16 protein-coding genes are annotated in these 16,028 nt (G+C 67.8%); 4 read left to right on the top strand and 12 right to left on the bottom strand.

Annotation, left to right across the window (positions count from 1 at the left end; genetic code table 11):
- Positions 1–47 precede the first annotated feature (47 nt).
- Entirely contained in the window at positions 48–509 is a 462-nt protein-coding gene (locus OHB23_RS03955) for a GtrA family protein (RefSeq protein WP_082544389.1), read from the top strand.
- On the opposite strand, the gene OHB23_RS03950 is transcribed toward OHB23_RS03955, so the two are convergent.
- The gene (locus tag OHB23_RS03950; protein WP_056443125.1) at positions 506–1,063 is read right to left on the bottom strand and encodes a dTDP-4-dehydrorhamnose 3,5-epimerase family protein; all 558 of its coding nucleotides are present in this window, start codon (positions 1,061–1,063) and stop codon (positions 506–508) included. The genes OHB23_RS03955 and OHB23_RS03950 overlap by 4 nt on opposite strands.
- Positions 1,060–1,935: a glucose-1-phosphate thymidylyltransferase RfbA gene (gene rfbA / locus OHB23_RS03945; protein WP_328810922.1), complete on the bottom strand. Its 876-nt coding sequence runs from the start codon at positions 1,933–1,935 to the stop codon at positions 1,060–1,062. The genes OHB23_RS03950 and rfbA overlap by 4 nt, the downstream gene beginning before the upstream one ends.
- Positions 1,936–1,992: 57 nt before the next feature.
- On the opposite strand from rfbA, the gene rfbB reads away from it, so the two are divergent.
- Positions 1,993–2,997 carry a dTDP-glucose 4,6-dehydratase gene (gene rfbB, locus OHB23_RS03940; protein ID WP_056443132.1) on the top strand — a complete coding sequence of 335 codons (1,005 nt, stop codon included), beginning with the start codon at positions 1,993–1,995 and terminating at the stop codon, positions 2,995–2,997.
- Here rfbB and OHB23_RS03935 read toward each other — a convergent pair whose 3' ends face one another.
- Genes OHB23_RS03935 through OHB23_RS03915 form a run of 5 tightly spaced genes read right to left on the bottom strand, consistent with a single transcriptional unit; the run spans position 2,998 to position 8,630 of the window.
- Complete coding sequence (locus tag OHB23_RS03935) at positions 2,998–3,846, bottom strand: glycosyltransferase family 2 protein (protein ID WP_328810921.1); 849 nt, start codon at positions 3,844–3,846, stop codon at positions 2,998–3,000.
- A gap of 1 nt (position 3,847) precedes the next feature.
- Positions 3,848–4,321 carry a GtrA family protein gene (locus OHB23_RS03930; RefSeq protein ID WP_231476428.1) on the bottom strand — a complete coding sequence of 158 codons (474 nt, stop codon included), beginning with the start codon at positions 4,319–4,321 and terminating at the stop codon, positions 3,848–3,850.
- Between the two features lie 60 nt (positions 4,322–4,381).
- The gene (locus OHB23_RS03925) at positions 4,382–5,323 is read right to left on the bottom strand and encodes an NAD-dependent epimerase/dehydratase family protein (protein ID WP_056443141.1); all 942 of its coding nucleotides are present in this window, start codon (positions 5,321–5,323) and stop codon (positions 4,382–4,384) included.
- Positions 5,320–6,345 carry a glycosyltransferase gene (locus tag OHB23_RS03920; RefSeq protein ID WP_056444213.1) on the bottom strand — a complete coding sequence of 342 codons (1,026 nt, stop codon included), beginning with the start codon at positions 6,343–6,345 and terminating at the stop codon, positions 5,320–5,322. Before OHB23_RS03920 ends, OHB23_RS03925 begins: the two co-directional genes overlap by 4 nt.
- 38 nt (positions 6,346–6,383) lie before the next feature.
- Positions 6,384–8,630: a hypothetical protein gene (locus OHB23_RS03915; protein WP_328810920.1), complete on the bottom strand. Its 2,247-nt coding sequence runs from the start codon at positions 8,628–8,630 to the stop codon at positions 6,384–6,386.
- Positions 8,631–8,783: 153 nt separating this feature from the next.
- On the opposite strand from OHB23_RS03915, the gene OHB23_RS03910 reads away from it, so the two are divergent.
- A complete protein-coding gene (locus OHB23_RS03910) occupies positions 8,784–10,652 on the top strand; it encodes a glycosyltransferase (protein WP_328810919.1) in 1,869 nt (622 codons plus the stop codon).
- On the opposite strand, the gene OHB23_RS03905 is transcribed toward OHB23_RS03910, so the two are convergent.
- The 5 genes from OHB23_RS03905 to OHB23_RS03885 are packed head-to-tail and all read right to left on the bottom strand — an operon-like array spanning position 10,645 to position 14,725.
- Positions 10,645–11,451, bottom strand: coding sequence for a class I SAM-dependent methyltransferase (locus OHB23_RS03905; protein WP_027506557.1), 807 nt, complete (start codon positions 11,449–11,451; stop codon positions 10,645–10,647). The two genes, OHB23_RS03910 and OHB23_RS03905, sit on opposite strands and share 8 nt — an antisense overlap.
- Positions 11,452–11,490: 39 nt before the next feature.
- A complete protein-coding gene (glfT1, locus tag OHB23_RS03900; RefSeq protein ID WP_328810918.1) occupies positions 11,491–12,378 on the bottom strand; it encodes a galactofuranosyltransferase GlfT1 in 888 nt (295 codons plus the stop codon).
- Positions 12,371–13,195 (bottom strand): galactan export ABC transporter ATP-binding subunit Wzt/RfbE, encoded by an 825-nt coding sequence (gene wzt, locus OHB23_RS03895; RefSeq protein ID WP_328810917.1) that lies wholly within the window; start codon positions 13,193–13,195, stop codon positions 12,371–12,373. The genes glfT1 and wzt overlap by 8 nt, the downstream gene beginning before the upstream one ends.
- 15 nt (positions 13,196–13,210) lie before the next feature.
- On the bottom strand, positions 13,211–14,086 hold the full coding sequence (gene wzm, locus OHB23_RS03890; protein ID WP_027506560.1) for a galactan export ABC transporter permease subunit Wzm/RfbD: 876 nt from the start codon (positions 14,084–14,086) through the stop codon (positions 13,211–13,213).
- Positions 14,087–14,113: 27 nt separating this feature from the next.
- Positions 14,114–14,725 carry a bacterial proteasome activator family protein gene (locus tag OHB23_RS03885; RefSeq protein ID WP_051613544.1) on the bottom strand — a complete coding sequence of 204 codons (612 nt, stop codon included), beginning with the start codon at positions 14,723–14,725 and terminating at the stop codon, positions 14,114–14,116.
- Positions 14,726–14,819: 94 nt separating this feature from the next.
- On the opposite strand from OHB23_RS03885, the gene OHB23_RS03880 reads away from it, so the two are divergent.
- Positions 14,820–16,022 carry a cysteine desulfurase-like protein gene (locus OHB23_RS03880; RefSeq protein ID WP_328810916.1) on the top strand — a complete coding sequence of 401 codons (1,203 nt, stop codon included), beginning with the start codon at positions 14,820–14,822 and terminating at the stop codon, positions 16,020–16,022.
- Positions 16,023–16,028 lie beyond the last annotated feature (6 nt).

Here is a 16,028-nt window from a genome sequence, read left to right as displayed (position 1 = left end):
CGTTCGCCAGGTTACAGGCAGTGAGAGGGCCAGTACGCTGACGCTCTGTGTCATCAGACGATCACCAGCGCCTTCCTCTGCCCGTCGAGATCCCCGTCACGGAGAACACCGCCGACGACGCGCTGGATCTGCGGACCCAGATCGTCCGGTTCCTCGTCACCGGGGTGCTGTCGGCCGTCGTCGACTTCTCCATCACCATCGCGCTGCAGTACGGCCTGGACGTGCAGCTCTCGCTGGCCAAGGCCGCGGGATTCGTCGTGGGCACCACCGTCGCGTACCTGATCAACCGGCGCTGGACGTTCGCGGCACCGCCGTCGCGGGCGCGGTTCGTGGCCGTCGTCGTCCTGTACGCGGCGACGTTCGGTGTCCAGAACGTGCTGTACACGCTGTTCGGGCACCTGTGGCCCGAGACGATCCTCTACAGCGCCGCGGCGTTCGTCATCGCGCAGGGCACCGCGACGGTGATCAACTTCGTGGTCCAGCGAGCGGTGATCTTCAAGTTGCGCTAGGCCCAGTCCGCGAACGCGGGTGCCGCGGCGTCCTTGTCGGAGAGTTGGTAGGTCAGGGGTGTGCCGTCGCGGCCGTGGGTGGGCCAGTCGATGGCGAGGTCGGGGTCGAGCGGGTGGATGTCGCGGTCCGCTCCGGGGGTGTACTCGAGGCTGCACAGGTACATCACCGTGGAGTGGTCCTCGAGGGAGAGGATCGCGTGCCCGAGCCCGACGGGCAGGTACACCGCGCGGCGGTCGACGTCGTCGATGAGCACCGAGTCCCAGGTGCCGTACGTCGGTGAGTCCTTGCGGAGGTCGACCACGACGTCGAGGAATGCGCCGCGGGTGCAGGTGACGTACTTCGCCTGTCCGGGTGGGTCGACGGTGACGTGGATGCCGCGCAGCACACCGGCGGCGGAGACCGAGCAGTTGGCCTGCAGCAGTTCCAGAGGGTGGCCGACGGCGGCGGTGAAGGCGGAGTCCTTGTGCCATTCGAAGAACACCCCGCGGTCGTCGCCGAACTGGCGGGGAGTGAATTCGAACGCCCCGGGGACGCGCAGTTCGCGGAAGCTCACGGTCGGTGTCCTCTCTCGAGCAGGTCCAGCAGGTATGCCCCGTATCCGGACTTGAGCAGTGTCTGCGCGCGGGCGCGCAGGTCGTCGTCGGTGATGAACCCGCGTCGCCACGCCACCTCCTCGGGGGCGCCGATCTTGAGTCCCTGGCGTTGTTCGATGGTGCGCACGTAGTTGGAGGCGTCGAGGAGTGATTCGAAGGTGCCGGTGTCGAGCCACGCGGTCCCACGCGGCAGCACCTGCACCTGCAGGGTCCCCGCCTCGAGGTAGTGGCGGTTGACGTCGGTGATCTCGTACTCCCCGCGAGCGGAGGGGGCGAGGTCGCGGGCGATGGCGATGACGTCGTTGTCGTAGAAGTACAGCCCCGGTACCGCGTAGTTCGACCGCGGGTGCGTCGGCTTCTCCTCCAAGGACAGGGCGGTGCCGCTCTCGTCGAATTCGATGACCCCGTACGCGGTGGGGTCGGAGACCTCGTAGGCGAACACCGCGCCGCCGTCGATGTCCCCGAACCGGCTCAGCTGCGTTCCCAGGCCGGGGCCGTAGAAGATGTTGTCCCCCAGCACCAGCGCGGCGCCCTCGGTGCCGATGTGCTCGGCACCCAGCACGAACGCCTGCGCGAGGCCGTTGGGTTCGTGTTGCACCTTGTAGGTCAGCGAGATGCCGAACTGGGAGCCGTCACCGAGCAGCCGCTGGAACTGCTCGGCGTCCTGCGCGGTGGTGATGATCAGGGTGTCGCGGATCCCGGCGAGCATCAGCGTGGTCAGCGGGTAGTAGATCATCGGCTTGTCGTAGACGGGCACCAACTGCTTGCTCACGCCCTGAGTGATCGGATGCAGCCGCGACCCCGTGCCACCGGCCAGAATGATTCCTCGCATGATGGTCGAGTCTTTCAGACTGCGCTTCGCGCCGCTCTCCCACGTAAAGTGCCGCCCATGAGAATGCTCGTGACCGGCGGCGCCGGGTTCATCGGCGCGAACTTCGTGCACCTGACCGCCCGCACCCGCCCCGACATCGAGATCACCGTCCTCGACGCCCTCACCTACGCCGGCAACAAGGCCTCCCTCCAGCCTGTCGCCGACCGCATCACCTTCGTCCACGGCGACATCACCGACACCGCCCTCGTGAACCGCCTCGTCGCCGACACCGACCTCGTCGTCCACTTCGCCGCCGAATCCCACAACGACAACTCTCTCGGCGACCCCTGGCCGTTCGTGCACACGAACATCGTCGGCACCACCACCCTCCTCCAAGCGGTCCGCACCCACGACGTCCGCTACCACCACATCTCCACCGACGAGGTCTACGGCGACCTCGAGCTGGACGACCCCGCCCGGTTCACCGAGAACACCCCCTACAACCCCTCCTCGCCGTACTCCTCCACCAAGGCCTCCAGCGACCTGCTGGTGCGAGCCTGGACCCGATCCTTCGGCGTCCGCGCCACCATCTCCAACTGCTCCAACAACTACGGCCCCTACCAGCACGTCGAGAAGTTCATCCCCCGCCAGATCACCGGCGTCCTCACCGGCATCCGCCCCAAGCTCTACGGCGCCGGACTCAACGTCCGCGACTGGATCCACGTCGAGGACCACAACACCGCCGTCTGGACCATCATCGACAAGGGCGCCCTCGGCCAGACCTACCTCATCGGCGCCGACGGCGAGGTCGACAACCGCACCGTCGTCGAGACCATCCTCGAACTCTGCGGCCACGACAAGGCCGACTTCGACTTCGTCACCGACCGCCCCGGCCACGACCTGCGCTACGCCATCGACAGCACCCGCCTGCGCACCGAACTCGGCTGGACACCCCGCTACTCCGACTTCCGCAGCGGACTCGCCGCCACCATCGACTGGTACCGCGACAACGAATCCTGGTGGGCGCCGCAGAAAGCCGCGACCGAAGCGGCCTACGCATCGGCCGGCGAACGGACGCTCTGATCAGACGGGTTCTGGCGGCTGGTGCGTGATGCGCCGCCGCAGCAGCACGTACACCGCGCGGCGCAGGAACGACGTCACGAGCGCGCGAGCATTACCGATACGAACGTCGTTCTCGGACAGCAGGTCCGGGTAGGCCGCGCGCAGTTTCCGATGGAATCCCGCGGCCTGCCCCGCCTGTTCCCGCGCCAGGCGCACGCTCCACTGCCCGGCATTGATGCGGAACGCCGCGAGCGACGAGCGGATGGCAACCACGTCACCCTTGAGTGCGACCTCCGTGAAGGTCGCCTGATCGATGAGGAACGGGTGGTCGTTGTCCCACCAGCCGATGTCGGCGAGGGCGTCTCGTCGCATCAGGACGCATCCCGGCTCACCGAAGATGTTGGAGCCGGCGAGCACCGCGGTGCGTGCGGCCGTGCGTCCGTCGACGAGGCCGGACAACTTTCCCAGTCCACGCGTGGCGATGATGGTCTTGCCGGCGGCGTCGACGAGCGTGCGTTGCGACGCCACCAGGACGGCCGACGGGTGCGCGTCGAACGCGGCGACCTGGTCGGCGATCGACGTCTCGGTGATCGTGTCGTCGCCGCACACGAGTTTGATCAGTTCGCCCGTGGCCAGTCGACTCACTCTGTCCCAGTTGCGTTTCGCTCCGCCGCCGGCCTCGGTGTGCTCGACGCGGATGCGACCGTCGTCGTAGCGGGCGATGACGTCGAGGGTGGAGTCGGTCGACGCGTGATCGGCGATCACCAGCTCGAAGTCTCGGTAGGTCTGACTCAGGATCGACTCGATGGTCTCGCCGATGAAGTCGGCGTTGTTGTACGCCGGGACCACGATCGACACGCGGGGTGCCATGTCAGGAACCTTTCACCGAGGACGAGCGCTTGAACGAGAAGTCGCGGTAGCCGAAGAAGCTGATGCAGGCGGTGAGCAAGGTGATGACCAGCTGGGACGGGATGGGCGCGAATCCGAGTACCGAGACGGCCACGGTCATCGCGGCGAGGTTCACCGCAAAGGCCCCGGAGTTGACCACCACGAAGCGCCAGAAGTCGCGGAGCACGTGTCCCCGCACCCGGAAGACGAGGTAGCGATTCGTGCAGAAGGCAGTCAGCACGTTGCACAGGTAGCCGAGCACGATCGCGGCGTGATAACCGAGCGTGTCACCGATCGCGAGCTGCCAGACGATGAACCAGACGGTGCCGAGCACCGTGTTGAAGCCGCCCACCAGGAGAAAGACGAGTCCTTGGTTGCCCATCAGGCGGAGGAGCGGGCCGACCGGCTGCGCGTCCACGACGACACGGTCGTCGTCGGCAGGTTGATCGGCGGTCACCACGGCAGTGTCTCAGCAGCGTTCACCGTGGCACAAACTCGCGGACCCGCTCCGGGTTCGTCACCCGCGGTGGCCGGCGAGGAGCGAGGACCGGATGGACTCCAGCGTCGAGGCGATGCCGGCGGGCAGCGTGCGGTGAGTCCTGCGATCGATCTCGGGCCAGACGGTGGATCGAAGACGCAGGTCACGGCCCTGGAGCGAGGACAACGGGGAGGCGGCCTGGACGACGAGCGGTCGCCGACGGAAGACGGACCTGCACGCGCCGAGAATGGCGCCGATGGTGACGGCATTCCCCGAGGCGAAGATCTTGGTGACGGGCTCCGTGCGCTCCCGCGCGGCGACGTCCAGGGCGTCCGCCACCATCTCTGCCGCATCGGAGATGTAGAGGTAGTCGCGCAGGGTGTCGATGGGCACGTAGATCGAGATGGGTGATGCCAGCAGGTACCCGCGGCACAGGTGGGAGATGAGGCCCTGCGGCTTCGACAGGTTCTGTCCCGGTCCGTACAGGTTGGCGAAGCGGCCGACCACCACCGACGCATCGGTGCGTCGACCGAAATCCACCGCTCTCTGCTCGGCGCGTAGCTTCGCGTGGCCGTACTCGCCCAGCGGCGCGACCGCGCTCGACTCGTCGTGCGGTGCGTCGGGCGTGCCCGCGTAGACCCCACCGGCGGACGACGCATGAAAGACGGTGACAGGCTCCGGCCTCGGGACCGCATACGACTCGAGCTGTGCCAACGCGTGCGCGAACAGGTCGTTCTCCCGGTCGAAGGCCGCGCGCGGCGTGCCGTTGACGCCTGCGCCCGCACACCACACGACATTGACGCGGCGTGCGTCGGAGGTGGCCACCGCTCGCGCGCGAGAGGTGATCACGGTGCGCGCCGCGTCCTCGTCGAGCCACGGGATCGTCTCGGTCACCACCCGGTGCCCACGACGGGCGAGTTCGGCGGAGACGGCCGAGCCGAGAAGTCCACCACTCCCGACGACCCAGGACAACGTCGTCACGAGAGGTCGGGGTTCTCGGCGTCCCGGTTCTCGGCGTCCGGGCTCGGGGACACCCGGTCGGCCCGACCCAGTGGCCCGGCAGCCGGATCGCCCACGATCAGATAGGGAGGCTTTCCCATCGCGGTCTTCACGTTGACGCCGACGTACTCGGCGACGACGCCGAGAGAGAACAGGGTGGCCCCGAATCCGAACAGCAGGACGACCATGGTGGACGCCCAGCCGCGGACCTCGGTGTCCGGGTCGAAGAACGTGTACACGACGAGGAGATAGGCGACCAGGACGAGACCGAGAACGGCGAACACCACCCCCAGCACGCTGACCAGACGCAAACCCTTGGTGCCGCTGGAGAGAACCATGCGCCAGAAGTGGGACAGCAGGGTCCGCAGGTTGTAGCCGGAACGCCGTCCCTGTTCCTCGCGCAGCGTCACCGGGCTGGTGGTCACACTGCCGGCGATCCACCCGAGTGCGACGTCGAGGTACGCCTCGGATCCGGCGTAGGCGGCCACCGACCGTCCGACCTCGCCCACGACCATGCGGAAGCTGCTGTACTGCACGGTGTTCTCACCGGCCAACGCCTTGGCGATGAGCCACTTCGAACCCTTGCTCGTCGCGTTGCGCCACAGTCCGTGCGGGGCGGCGTTGGTACCGCGGGCGTAGACGACCGAGGCCTGCTCGTCGAGTGCGGTGTCGAGAAGTCCGCCGATGTCGGCGGGATCGTGCTGCCCGTCCTCGTCCATCGTGACGATCCACTCGCCGCCACTCGAGGCCATGCCCGCGAGCGTCGCGGGGTGCTGCCCGAAGTTGCGACTGAGCCAGATTCCGCGGACGAACGAGTGACGGTCCGCCAGGTCTCGGATGACGGCCGCGGATCCGTCCGGGCCGTGGTCGAACACCAACAGGACCTCCTCGACCACCGCGAGTCGGCGACCGGGGGTCAGAAAGGGCCGGGTGAGGGTCTCGAGCTCGTCGGTCAACGGGCCGAGGGTCCTCTCACCCTGGTAGACGGGAACGATGACCGAGATCCGGTGCGGAAGCTGATCGTCAGTCACGAGAGCCGACCCTATAACGCAGAGGGGCCGGTTGCCGACGAGCGAGCGGCCGACGACTGCGGTCGCGCGGAGAACCGTCGTCGGACGTCGAGCACGACGAGGCCCAGCAGAACGACGATTCCAGCGCCCATGGCAGCCAGTCCGAGCCGAAACCCGGGCGGGCGGAAAGTCAGCTCGAGATCGGCGTCGGTGGTACCCGGGGGCAGGTCGACGTAGAGGAAGGTGTCGCCCAGCCCCTTGGTCTGCAACGGCTGTCCGTTCAGCGTGGCCGTGTATCCCGGCCAGGCGAGCCTGGCGAAGACCACGCTGCCGCCGGCGGCGGAGCTCACCCGCAGGCTCTCGTCGACGTCGCTCGAGCGCACCGGCTCGACGTCGGCGTTCACCGTCGCGGACACGGTGCCCTCCTGCGTCGACACCGGCCCGTCGACCCGTTCGAGGACGGCGACCTGGTCGGACTGCGGTCGTGGGACGTCGACCCAGCGCCATCCGGGAGGAACCGGAAGCTGCCGCCACATCGGGTACTGCGCCTTCTGGACGACGACGCGGTCGAGCAACATCAGATCCGCCGTGGTCCGCCCGGTGTAGACGTCGGGACGGAACACGTTGCGGTACGCATCGGGGCAGGTGGTGCCCTCGTAGGCGACGCACAACAGTTCCGAGAACGCCTGGTGGCCGACCGGCGTGTAGGCGCTGACGTAGTTCAGGTCGAGCACCTTGGCGTAGTTGCCGTACACCTGCGCACGCCAGCGATCCGTGGCGTCCTCGGGCGATCTGTCGGACAGTGCCCGATCGCCCAGTTGCAGCGTGGTCCCGGTCCAGTCCGGGAACTCCGCACGCGCCTCCTGCTGGGACGACGGGAAGTTCCACTCGCTCAGAACGGGCCGGTAGTTGTGGATCTGGTACAGCGCGACGGGAATGACAGACACCATGAGCAGCGCGGTGGCGGCGGTCGCCCTGCGCGCGCGGAAGACGGCGACGACGAGCCCGCCGAGAACGACGACGAAGAGGACGGACAGCAGGTGTCGGCCGGCCAGTTGCGGTCCGGACGACAGCGCGCGGATCAGCAGGACGCCCGTGATGACGCCGGCGGCGGTCAGTCGGCCGCGCAGAGAGCGCAGGGTTCCGAAACGGCTCAGCAGAACTGCGGCGATGATGAGCAGGGCGGCAGCGACGAAGGGCAGCAGTCGTCCGGGCCAACGGATCGGCCCGATGTCGGACGGCCCCGCGGTGTACAGGAGCAGGGCGCCGAGAACGATGAGGGGACCGGACAGTTCGCGCACGACCGTCGGCACACGGCGCCAGTCGATGAATGCCACAGCCGGGACGAGGAACCAGGCGATGTAGGTGACCGGGGCCATGGTGGTCTCGCCACTCCACGACTCCATGCTGGTCACCGCCGACGGCAGGCTCGCGCTGAAGGTCTCCGACCAGGGGACCACGAGGAAGTTGTCGTTGAGGGTTCCCTCGGCGCCCGAGCGCCAGGTGACGCCCGAGGTGAGGACGCCGGGGAGGAACGTGACGGCGCCGCACAGGGCGGCGGCGATCGATACGGCCCCGAGTCGGATCACCGGCATCAGGACGCGCGCACGCAGGTACTCGCCGATCATCACCGCGCCCGCGGCGACTCCGGCCATGAGGGCCGCGTGGACGTACCCCACGCTGATGGCGAGGTAGAGAAACGCGAAGACCGGTAGCGGACCGGAGGTGCCGCGGGCATAGCGCACGGCACTCGCCCAGGCATTGATCACCCAGGCCATGCCGATCAGCGACGTCACCCAGGACGGCTGCTCGAAGAAGAGGGTGAATCCCGCGAACGGCGTGGCAGTCGCAGCGACCGCCGCCCAGGAGGGCCTGGATCCGTATTCGAGAGCCACGCGGTAGACGCCGATCGCCAGCACCACGGCGAAGAAGATCTTGACGACGGCAGCGAGCAGTGCCAGGTCGTCCACCGACGGTGAGATGAGGTTGACGATCATCTGCACGGGATTCCAGAGCCCACCCTGGCCCTCGACCGGGTAGTTGCCGGCCATCCACTGGGTGGTGACGAGGGGGAGGAACTGCCCTTCACGCAGCAGTCGGCCCAGAGCCAGCCAGTTGCCCACCGCGCCCGACTCGGTGTCGTCGAGGTAGAAGAAGCGATGGTCGCTCACGAGGATCGCGACGAATCCCAGCACCACCACCACACCGGAGCCGAGACCCCAGGACCAGCGCTCTCGACGGGACGTCTCGACCGAGGTCACGACAGGCGTGTGCGTCACACCGTCCTCGCTTCCTGACCGACACGTCGTTCCCCGCAAGTGTCATGGACGCGACGGAACCCTCCCGGTTGTTATCGTAGGTCACAGACCGGTCTCATTTGTTACGGGGTGCGACGAGCACGCCTGTCTCTACTGTCAGGAGTTGGACAACCGATGCAGTCGACCGCGCCCGCGACGATTCCGCACAGCGGCCACGACAGGTTGGTCCTCCAGCGAGGCGTCTTCCTCGGCCCCTCCACCAGAGTGAATCCCGATCTGTACGTGCAGATCGAGAAGGGCAGCGGGGATCGCAGGCGCCACGACATGACGCTCGCGAAGAACTCCTTCGCTCACACCAACACGTACTTCGGGCGCTTCGCGGCGTCCTACTGGCAGCGGTGGACCACGGTCGGCGCGGTCACGGCGTCTCTGCGCATCGCGACGAGCGGCCGTGTCCGAGTGCGACTGCTGGCCTCGGACATCGCCGGTCACCGCCGCATCGTGTCGGTGCAGGAGACGCGGAGCGACGCCGTGCTGACATTCGAGGCTCCGCTCGACAAGTTCGTCGACGGCGGTGCCCTCTGGCTGGAGTTCGAGACGTTCGGCGAGTCCGCCGTCGTCGACGGCCTCGAGTGGACCCACGCCACCACGGTGCCGAGACGTCCGGTGGCCATTGCCATCTGCACGTTCAACCGCGCCATCGACTGTGCGCACACGGTGGCCGCACTGGCGTCCGACGACGTGGTGTTGTCGCTGATCGACACCGTGCACGTCGTGGATCAGGGCACCGACCTCGTGCAGGATCAGCCGGAGTTCGCCGATGCGCGGGCGCGGATGGGCGACACCCTGGTGTACCTCCGGCAGCCCAATCTCGGTGGTGCGGGCGGTTTCACGCGTGGACTGTACGAGGTGACCGCGTCTCGGAGTGGTGTCGACGTCATCCTCATGGACGACGACATCCTGTGTGAGCCGGAGACGGTGCTGCGTCTGAGCGCCTTCGCCAACGTCACGGCGCAGCCGACCCTGGTCGGTGCGCAGATGCTGTTCCTGCTCAATCCCGACTACCTCAACGTCGGCGCGGAGGAGGTGGACTTCCTGCACCTGCAGCACGGTCGCACCGTCGGAAAGGCGTTGTCCAACAAGAGCATGATCAAGAAGAACCAGGAGCGCCGGGTCGACGCCGGCTACAACGCCTGGTGGACGTGCCTGATCCCGTCCGAGGTCGTCGAGGAGATCGGTCTCCCGCTTCCCATGTTCTTCCAGTGGGACGACGTGGAGTACGGCGTGCGCGCCGGCCGTGCCGGCTTCCCGACCGTCACGCTGCCCAACGCGGCGGTGTGGCACGCCGACTTCTACTGGAAAGATTTCGACGACTGGGCGCGGTACTTCAGCACGCGCAACTCGCTGATCGTCGGGTCTCTGCACAGCGACCTGAACACGACGGTGTTGTCGCGAATGTTCCTGCGGCACATCGCCGAGTACGTCGTCGGAATGCAGTACGGCCTCGCCCACACCACCTTGAAGGGTATCGAGGACTGGCTGTCGGGGCCGGACCATCTGTCCGACGGCGGCATGGCGGCGATGGCTCGTATCCGAGCCGACCGCAAGGAGTACCCGGAGACGATCATGCACCCGGCGGCCACCGCGCCGGTGCCCTCCGCGGAGGTGCGGGTGTCGCGAGCGGGCGGGGAGCCGAGCGCGATGCGAGCGGTGTTGGCCAAGCGCGGTGTCGACCAGTTCCTCGGACGCACGATCGGCGGTCTCGTCGGCGTCACACGCGAGGACGCGCACTGGTGGCACATCGCCAGGTTCGACCACGTCGTGGTCACCGACGCATCACAGGGCGGCGTTCGAATCCGCAAGCGGGACAAGGCACGCGGGGTCGCGCTGATGGTGCGTGCCGTCAAGGTGATGCGGCGTCTGCGGCGGGAGGCTCCTGCTCTGCAGGAGCAGTACCGCGCGGCCGGTGCCGATCTCATCGCACGCGAGAACTGGGCGCGCCTCTACGGGATCGACACTGCCGTCACCGAATCGGTCAGGTGAGCCGGACCGCCACCTGCTCGTTGTTGGACGTGTAGGCGAGGTACTCGAACGTCACCCCGGTGCGGTGGACGAACTCGGTCCACGCCTTGTACTCGTGCAGGGCCCAGCCGGGGAAGTTGAAGAACTCGTCGAACACGATGACGGTGCCCGGCACCAGTCGTGACTCGAGACGACGCAGGACGAAGTCGGTCGACGAGTACAGGTCGGCGTCGAGGTGCAGGAACGCGACCGGGCCGCGGTTCTTCGACAGGAACGGCCCGAGGGTCTGCTGGAACATGCCCTTCACCAGGTGCGCTCCCGGAACGTCCGGTAGAGCGTCCTGAGCGAAGGTCCCGGCCTCGAAGCCGGTGCGCCAGTCCTCCGGCAGGCCCTCGAAGGTGTCGAAGCCGGCGATGACTCCGACGTTGGCGGCGCGGCGCCACTCGTCGACGATGATCGCCAGCGTGGTCCCGGTGGCGACCCCGAACTCGAGTGCCATGCCGTCGATGGACACCGCACCCAGTGCGTGGCGCAACGTGAGGTCGGGACGGGTGAACGACGGCGTCCGCGGGAGGTGGTCCTCCACGAAGTCGGCACTCGAGGCGGTGGCCTCGAGGTCCGAGGCGAACGGGATGTCGCGGCGCATCCGGAACTCCAGCGTGGTGATGGATTCCTGGAGGTCGGCGATCGTCTTCGCCTGACCCGTGATCAGGTCTATCAACTCACTGTGACGACGGTCGGCCTCGGGTGCCACGGCGTCCTGGACTGCCTGCACGACCTTGCCCCGCGCCGAGGCTCTGACGCGTCGGCTCCACCGCATCACCCGCACCGTCCACTCGTCATGGGGACATACCGTAGTTCAGGGTTTGCGGAAGTACTCATCCCGGCCGAGCTTGCGCAGACGCAACCACTCGCGCAGGCCGCGGAGGTCCCGTCGTGTGACCACGAAGTACCACCCGAAGCGCACCCATTCCTGCGGGAGAAGCTTGCGCATGCCGGGTTGAGCCATAAGGTATCCGCGGTTGCGGTAGGTGAAGTAGCGCTTGGTGGCGTCGTCCGGATACTGCGTGTGCATCCGGCCGCCGAGGATCGGCTTGAACTCGTCGGCGCCGTTCGGATGCAGGTACGCGGTCTGCAGGCACGTGCCGAAAGCCAGCCCCGAGCGTGTGAGGCGACGGTGGATCTCGACCTCGTCGCCGCGGACGAAGAGCCGGAGGTCGGGGACACCGACGGCGTCGATCGCAGCGGCCGAGAACAACGCACCGTTGAACAACGACGCGTAGGACGGCAACAACTCCTCGTCACCGAGTTCGGACCGCCACCGTCGCCACGCGGTGCCGCGTCGCAGCGGGAACGCGAGGTGATCGGGATCGTCGATGTCGCACACGACGGGGGAGACCTCGTCGAGGCCGTGGCGCACCGCGCAGTCGAGGAGCGTGGCGAGGACGTCCGGCCCCTCCGGCCTGCCGTCGTCGTCGGCGAGCCACACCCGCTCGGCACCGAGGGACAGCGCGTGCAGCATCCCCAGCGCGAAGCCGCCGGCCCCACCGAGGTTGTGCTTGCTCCCGAGGTAGGTGGTCGGCACGTCTGCGCTCTCGACGAGCTCGCGGACCGCGGTCTCGTTCGCGTTGTCCACCACGATCAGATGGTCGAGCGGACGGGTCTGCGACGTCAGGACGGCGAGGGACTGGGCCAGCAGCTCGCGGCGCCGGTGGGTGACCACCACGCCGACGATGAACTCAGGCATGCGGGTCGTGATCGGCCTGGCCACGATCCGCGGCCTCCAGCTCACGAATGACGTGCGCGACGTGGTCTCCCGCGTCGTCGCCCTCGTACGACCGCACGACCTCCTCGATACCGCCCTGCTGCCGCACGTGGCCGTGATCGATCCACATCGCCGAATCACAGAGCTGGGCGAGGAACTCGTTGGAGTGCGAGGCGAAGACGAGGATGCCCGAGCGCTGCACGAGCTTCTGCAGACGAGTGCGCGCCTTCTTCATGAATTCGGCGTCGACAGCGCCGATGCCCTCGTCGAGCAGCAGGATCTCGGGGTCGATGCTCGTGACGACGCCCATGGCGATGCGCACGCGCATGCCCGTCGAGTAGGTGCGCAGCGGCATGTCGAGGTACTCGCCGAGCTCGGTGAAGTCGGCGATCTCGTCGATCTTCGACATCATCTGCTTGCGTGTCTGGCCGAGGAACAGGCCGCGGATGATGATGTTCTCGTAACCGGAGATCTCCGGGTCCATGCCGACGCCCAGGTCGAAGACCGGCGCGACGCGACCCCGCACGACGGCACTGCCGCGGGTGGGTTCGTAGATGCCCGCCAGCAGGCGCAGGAGCGTCGACTTGCCCGCACCGTTGTGGCCGACCAGTCCGACGCGGTCGCCCTCCTTCAGTGAGAGCGTGATGTCGCGCAGCGCCTCCACGACGACGACGTCACTGCTGTTGCGTCCGATGGTGCCGCCGGCCTTGCCGAGGAACGCCTTCTTCAGCGACCGGGTCTTGGCGTCGAAGATGGGGAAGTCGACGCACGCGGCGTGCGTCTCGATGCTGACTGTCATGTGTGTCTCGTCCGATCAGACCCAGTAGGGCACGCGGGCCCGGAACGTACGCATCGCCACCATGGTGACGGCCAGGCCGACCACGGTGAACGCCAGCACGATGTACCAGTGGTACGCCTGCTGGTCCTCGCCGATCAGGGGCGCGCGCAGGATGTCGAGGTAGTGGAACAGCGGATTGATCTCCACCAGCCGCGCGCGGTCCGCCGCGGCCCCGCCCATCTTCTGCAGATTCGCCGTGGTCCACACGATCGGCGTCATGAAGAACAGCAGCGTGACGACGCTGCCGAGGATCGGGGCCAGGTCGCGATAGCGGGTGGCGATGATGCCGAAGAGCAGTGACACCCACACCATGTTGACGACGATCAGACCGAACGCCGGGATCGCCATGACGATGGTCCAGTGCAGCTCGGGACGGAACACCGCGAGCATGATCAGGTAGATCAGCATGTTGTGGCCGAGGAGCAGCACCTGGCGCCACACGAGCCGATAGATGTGCACGCTCAGTGCCGACGGCAGTTGCTTGATCAGGCCCTCGTTGGCCACGAAGACGTCGGCGCCCTCGAGGATCGACGCGCTGATGAGGTTCCAGATGATGAGCCCGACGGTGACGTGGGGCAGGAACGACTTCAGGTCGATGTCGAGGAGGACCGAGTACAGCAGACCCATCGCGACGGCCTGCACACCCGTGGCGATGGTGATCCAGAACGGGCCGATGACGGAACGCCGGTACCGCTGCTTGATGTCCTGCCACCCGAGGCTCAGCCACAGCTCACGCTGGGCGTAGCCCTGCCGGAGATCGCGGACGGCCCGGCGGAACGTCTGCGAATCGGACGCGGGTGCATCCCCGGAGTTCGAGTCCCCGGTGTTCGAGTCGATCGCTGGTGCTGCCACGACCGACGACCCTACAGACGAGAACCGTCAGAGGTACTGGCCGGTGCCCTGCCCGTGCTGGCCCTGACCGCCGCCGCCGATGGACACACCGGGCGGAAGTGCACCCTGGCGCATCTGCTCGAGCTGGGCGCGCGCCGCCATCTGCTGAGCGAAGAGTGCCGTCTGGATGCCGTGGAACAGTCCCTCCAGCCAGCCCACCAGTTGTGCCTGGGCGATGCGGAGCTCGGCGTCGGACGGCACCGCGTCCTCGCCGAAGGGCAACGCCAGGCGCTGGAGCTCGTCGCGCAACTCCGGCGCGAGTCCCTGCTCGAGCTCACGGATGGAGGAGGTGTGGATCTCCTTGAGGCGGGTGCGGCTGGCGTCGTCCAGCGGTGCCGCGCGCACCTCCTCGAGGAGCTGCTTGATCATGGTGCCGATGCGCATGACCTTGGCGGGTTGCTCGACCATGTCCGCCAGCGATTCCTGGTCGTCGCCGTCCGACGAGTCGCCGGCCCCGGTGACGTTCGCGCGGGCAGCGGCGGCCGCCGCCTCGCGGGGACTGAGCGCGATCGGCTGCCCGTCCGGACCGATGACGACGACGTGGTCGGCGCTGTCGTCCGCGCGGCCGCCGTCCGAGTTCTGCTCGTGTGAAGACGTCATGTCTCCATCTTGACCCGGGTCGCTCACCAGGGTGGGGTCCGGGGCGTGCCCGTGCGTGCCCGCCCTGTCGCCGTCGGCGCCTAGAGTGTGCGGCATGACCTACGACGTCGCCCGCGTACGAGGGCTGTTTCCCTCGCTCGGCGACGGCTGGATCCACCTCGATCCGCAGCTGGGCATGCAGATCCCCGACCGGGTGGCCACGGCCGTGTCCACCACCTTCCGTGGGACCGCATCGACGCACATCGGTCGGCACCCCTACGCGCAGCGCAGCGCGAAGGTCGCCGACGAAGCTCGGCAGGCCGTCGCAGATCTGGTCGGTGGAACCCCCGAGGGCGTGGTCCTCGGTCCGGACCACGGCATCCTCCTGACCGCTCTCGCGGAAGCCCTCAGCACGCGTCTCGGCCTCGGTACGGGCATCGTCCTGTCCCGGCTGGACGACGAGGCGAACGTGGCACCGTGGCTGCGCATCGCCAATCGGTACGGCGCCCAGGTGCAGTGGGCCGAGGTGGACATCGAGACGTGCGAGCTCCCCAGTTGGCAGTTCGGGGAACTCATCGCGGCGAACACTCGGCTCGTCGCGCTGACCGCGGCGTCGACGGTGGTGGGGTCGGCCCCCGACGTCCGTGTCGCCGCCGACCTCGTGCACGACGCCGGTGGGCTGCTGGTCGTCGACGCGGTGGGTGCGGCCCCCTACGCGGTGCTCGACATCGAGGAACTCCGGGCGGACGTCGTCGCCGTCAACGCCGCGGCCTGGGGTGGGCCTCGCGTCGGAGCGCTGGTGTTCCGGGACCCCGAGCTGCTCGACCGGTTGCCGTCGCAGGCGCTCGACACCGATGCGAAGGGTCCGGCGCGGCTCGAGGTCGCCGGTCTGCACTACTCACTGCTCGCGGGGATGACCGCGTCCGTCGACTGTCTCGCCGCCCTCGACGAGAACGCGAGCGGGACACGCCGACAGCGTCTCGAGATGTCCATCGGCTCGCTGCAGGACTATCAGGATCGGCTCTTCGCGTACCTGCAGGAACGTGTGGCGGCACTGCCGCACGTCATGGCCATCGGTCAGGCGTCCAGCCGCATCCCGTGCCTGAGCATCAGCGTGGACGGCGTCGACTCCGACAAGGTGGCGGCGCGACTGGCGGACAACAGGATCGACGTGGTCGGTGGCCTGCACGGCGGCAGCCGCCTGCTCGAGTCGCTGGGTGTCGCCGATGCCGGTGGCGCGATCACGGTGGGGCTGGCCCCGTACACGACGCGGCACGAGATCGACCAGCTCGTCACGGTTCTCGAGACGCTGACCTGATCCGCG

Source organism: Rhodococcus sp. NBC_00294 (assembly GCF_036163995.1).
Classification (GTDB): Bacteria; Actinomycetota; Actinomycetes; order Mycobacteriales; family Mycobacteriaceae; genus Rhodococcoides.
The sequence above is the reverse complement of the archived record's forward strand: the minus strand, read 5'-3'. Positions and strand labels throughout refer to the sequence as shown.

Coding starts and splice junctions, on each gene's coding strand:
- OHB23_RS03885 (WP_051613544.1), bottom strand. CDS start 14,725: ATGACGTCTTCACACGAGCAGAACTCGGACGGCGGCCGCGCGGACGAC.
- OHB23_RS03880 (WP_328810916.1), top strand. CDS start 14,820: ATGACCTACGACGTCGCCCGCGTACGAGGGCTGTTTCCCTCGCTCGGC.
- rfbA (WP_328810922.1), bottom strand. CDS start 1,935: ATGCGAGGAATCATTCTGGCCGGTGGCACGGGGTCGCGGCTGCATCCG.
- wzt (WP_328810917.1), bottom strand. CDS start 13,195: ATGACAGTCAGCATCGAGACGCACGCCGCGTGCGTCGACTTCCCCATC.
- OHB23_RS03905 (WP_027506557.1), bottom strand. CDS start 11,451: ATGCGGTGGAGCCGACGCGTCAGAGCCTCGGCGCGGGGCAAGGTCGTG.
- rfbB (WP_056443132.1), top strand. CDS start 1,993: ATGAGAATGCTCGTGACCGGCGGCGCCGGGTTCATCGGCGCGAACTTC.
- OHB23_RS03935 (WP_328810921.1), bottom strand. CDS start 3,846: ATGGCACCCCGCGTGTCGATCGTGGTCCCGGCGTACAACAACGCCGAC.
- OHB23_RS03910 (WP_328810919.1), top strand. CDS start 8,784: ATGCAGTCGACCGCGCCCGCGACGATTCCGCACAGCGGCCACGACAGG.
- glfT1 (WP_328810918.1), bottom strand. CDS start 12,378: ATGCCTGAGTTCATCGTCGGCGTGGTGGTCACCCACCGGCGCCGCGAG.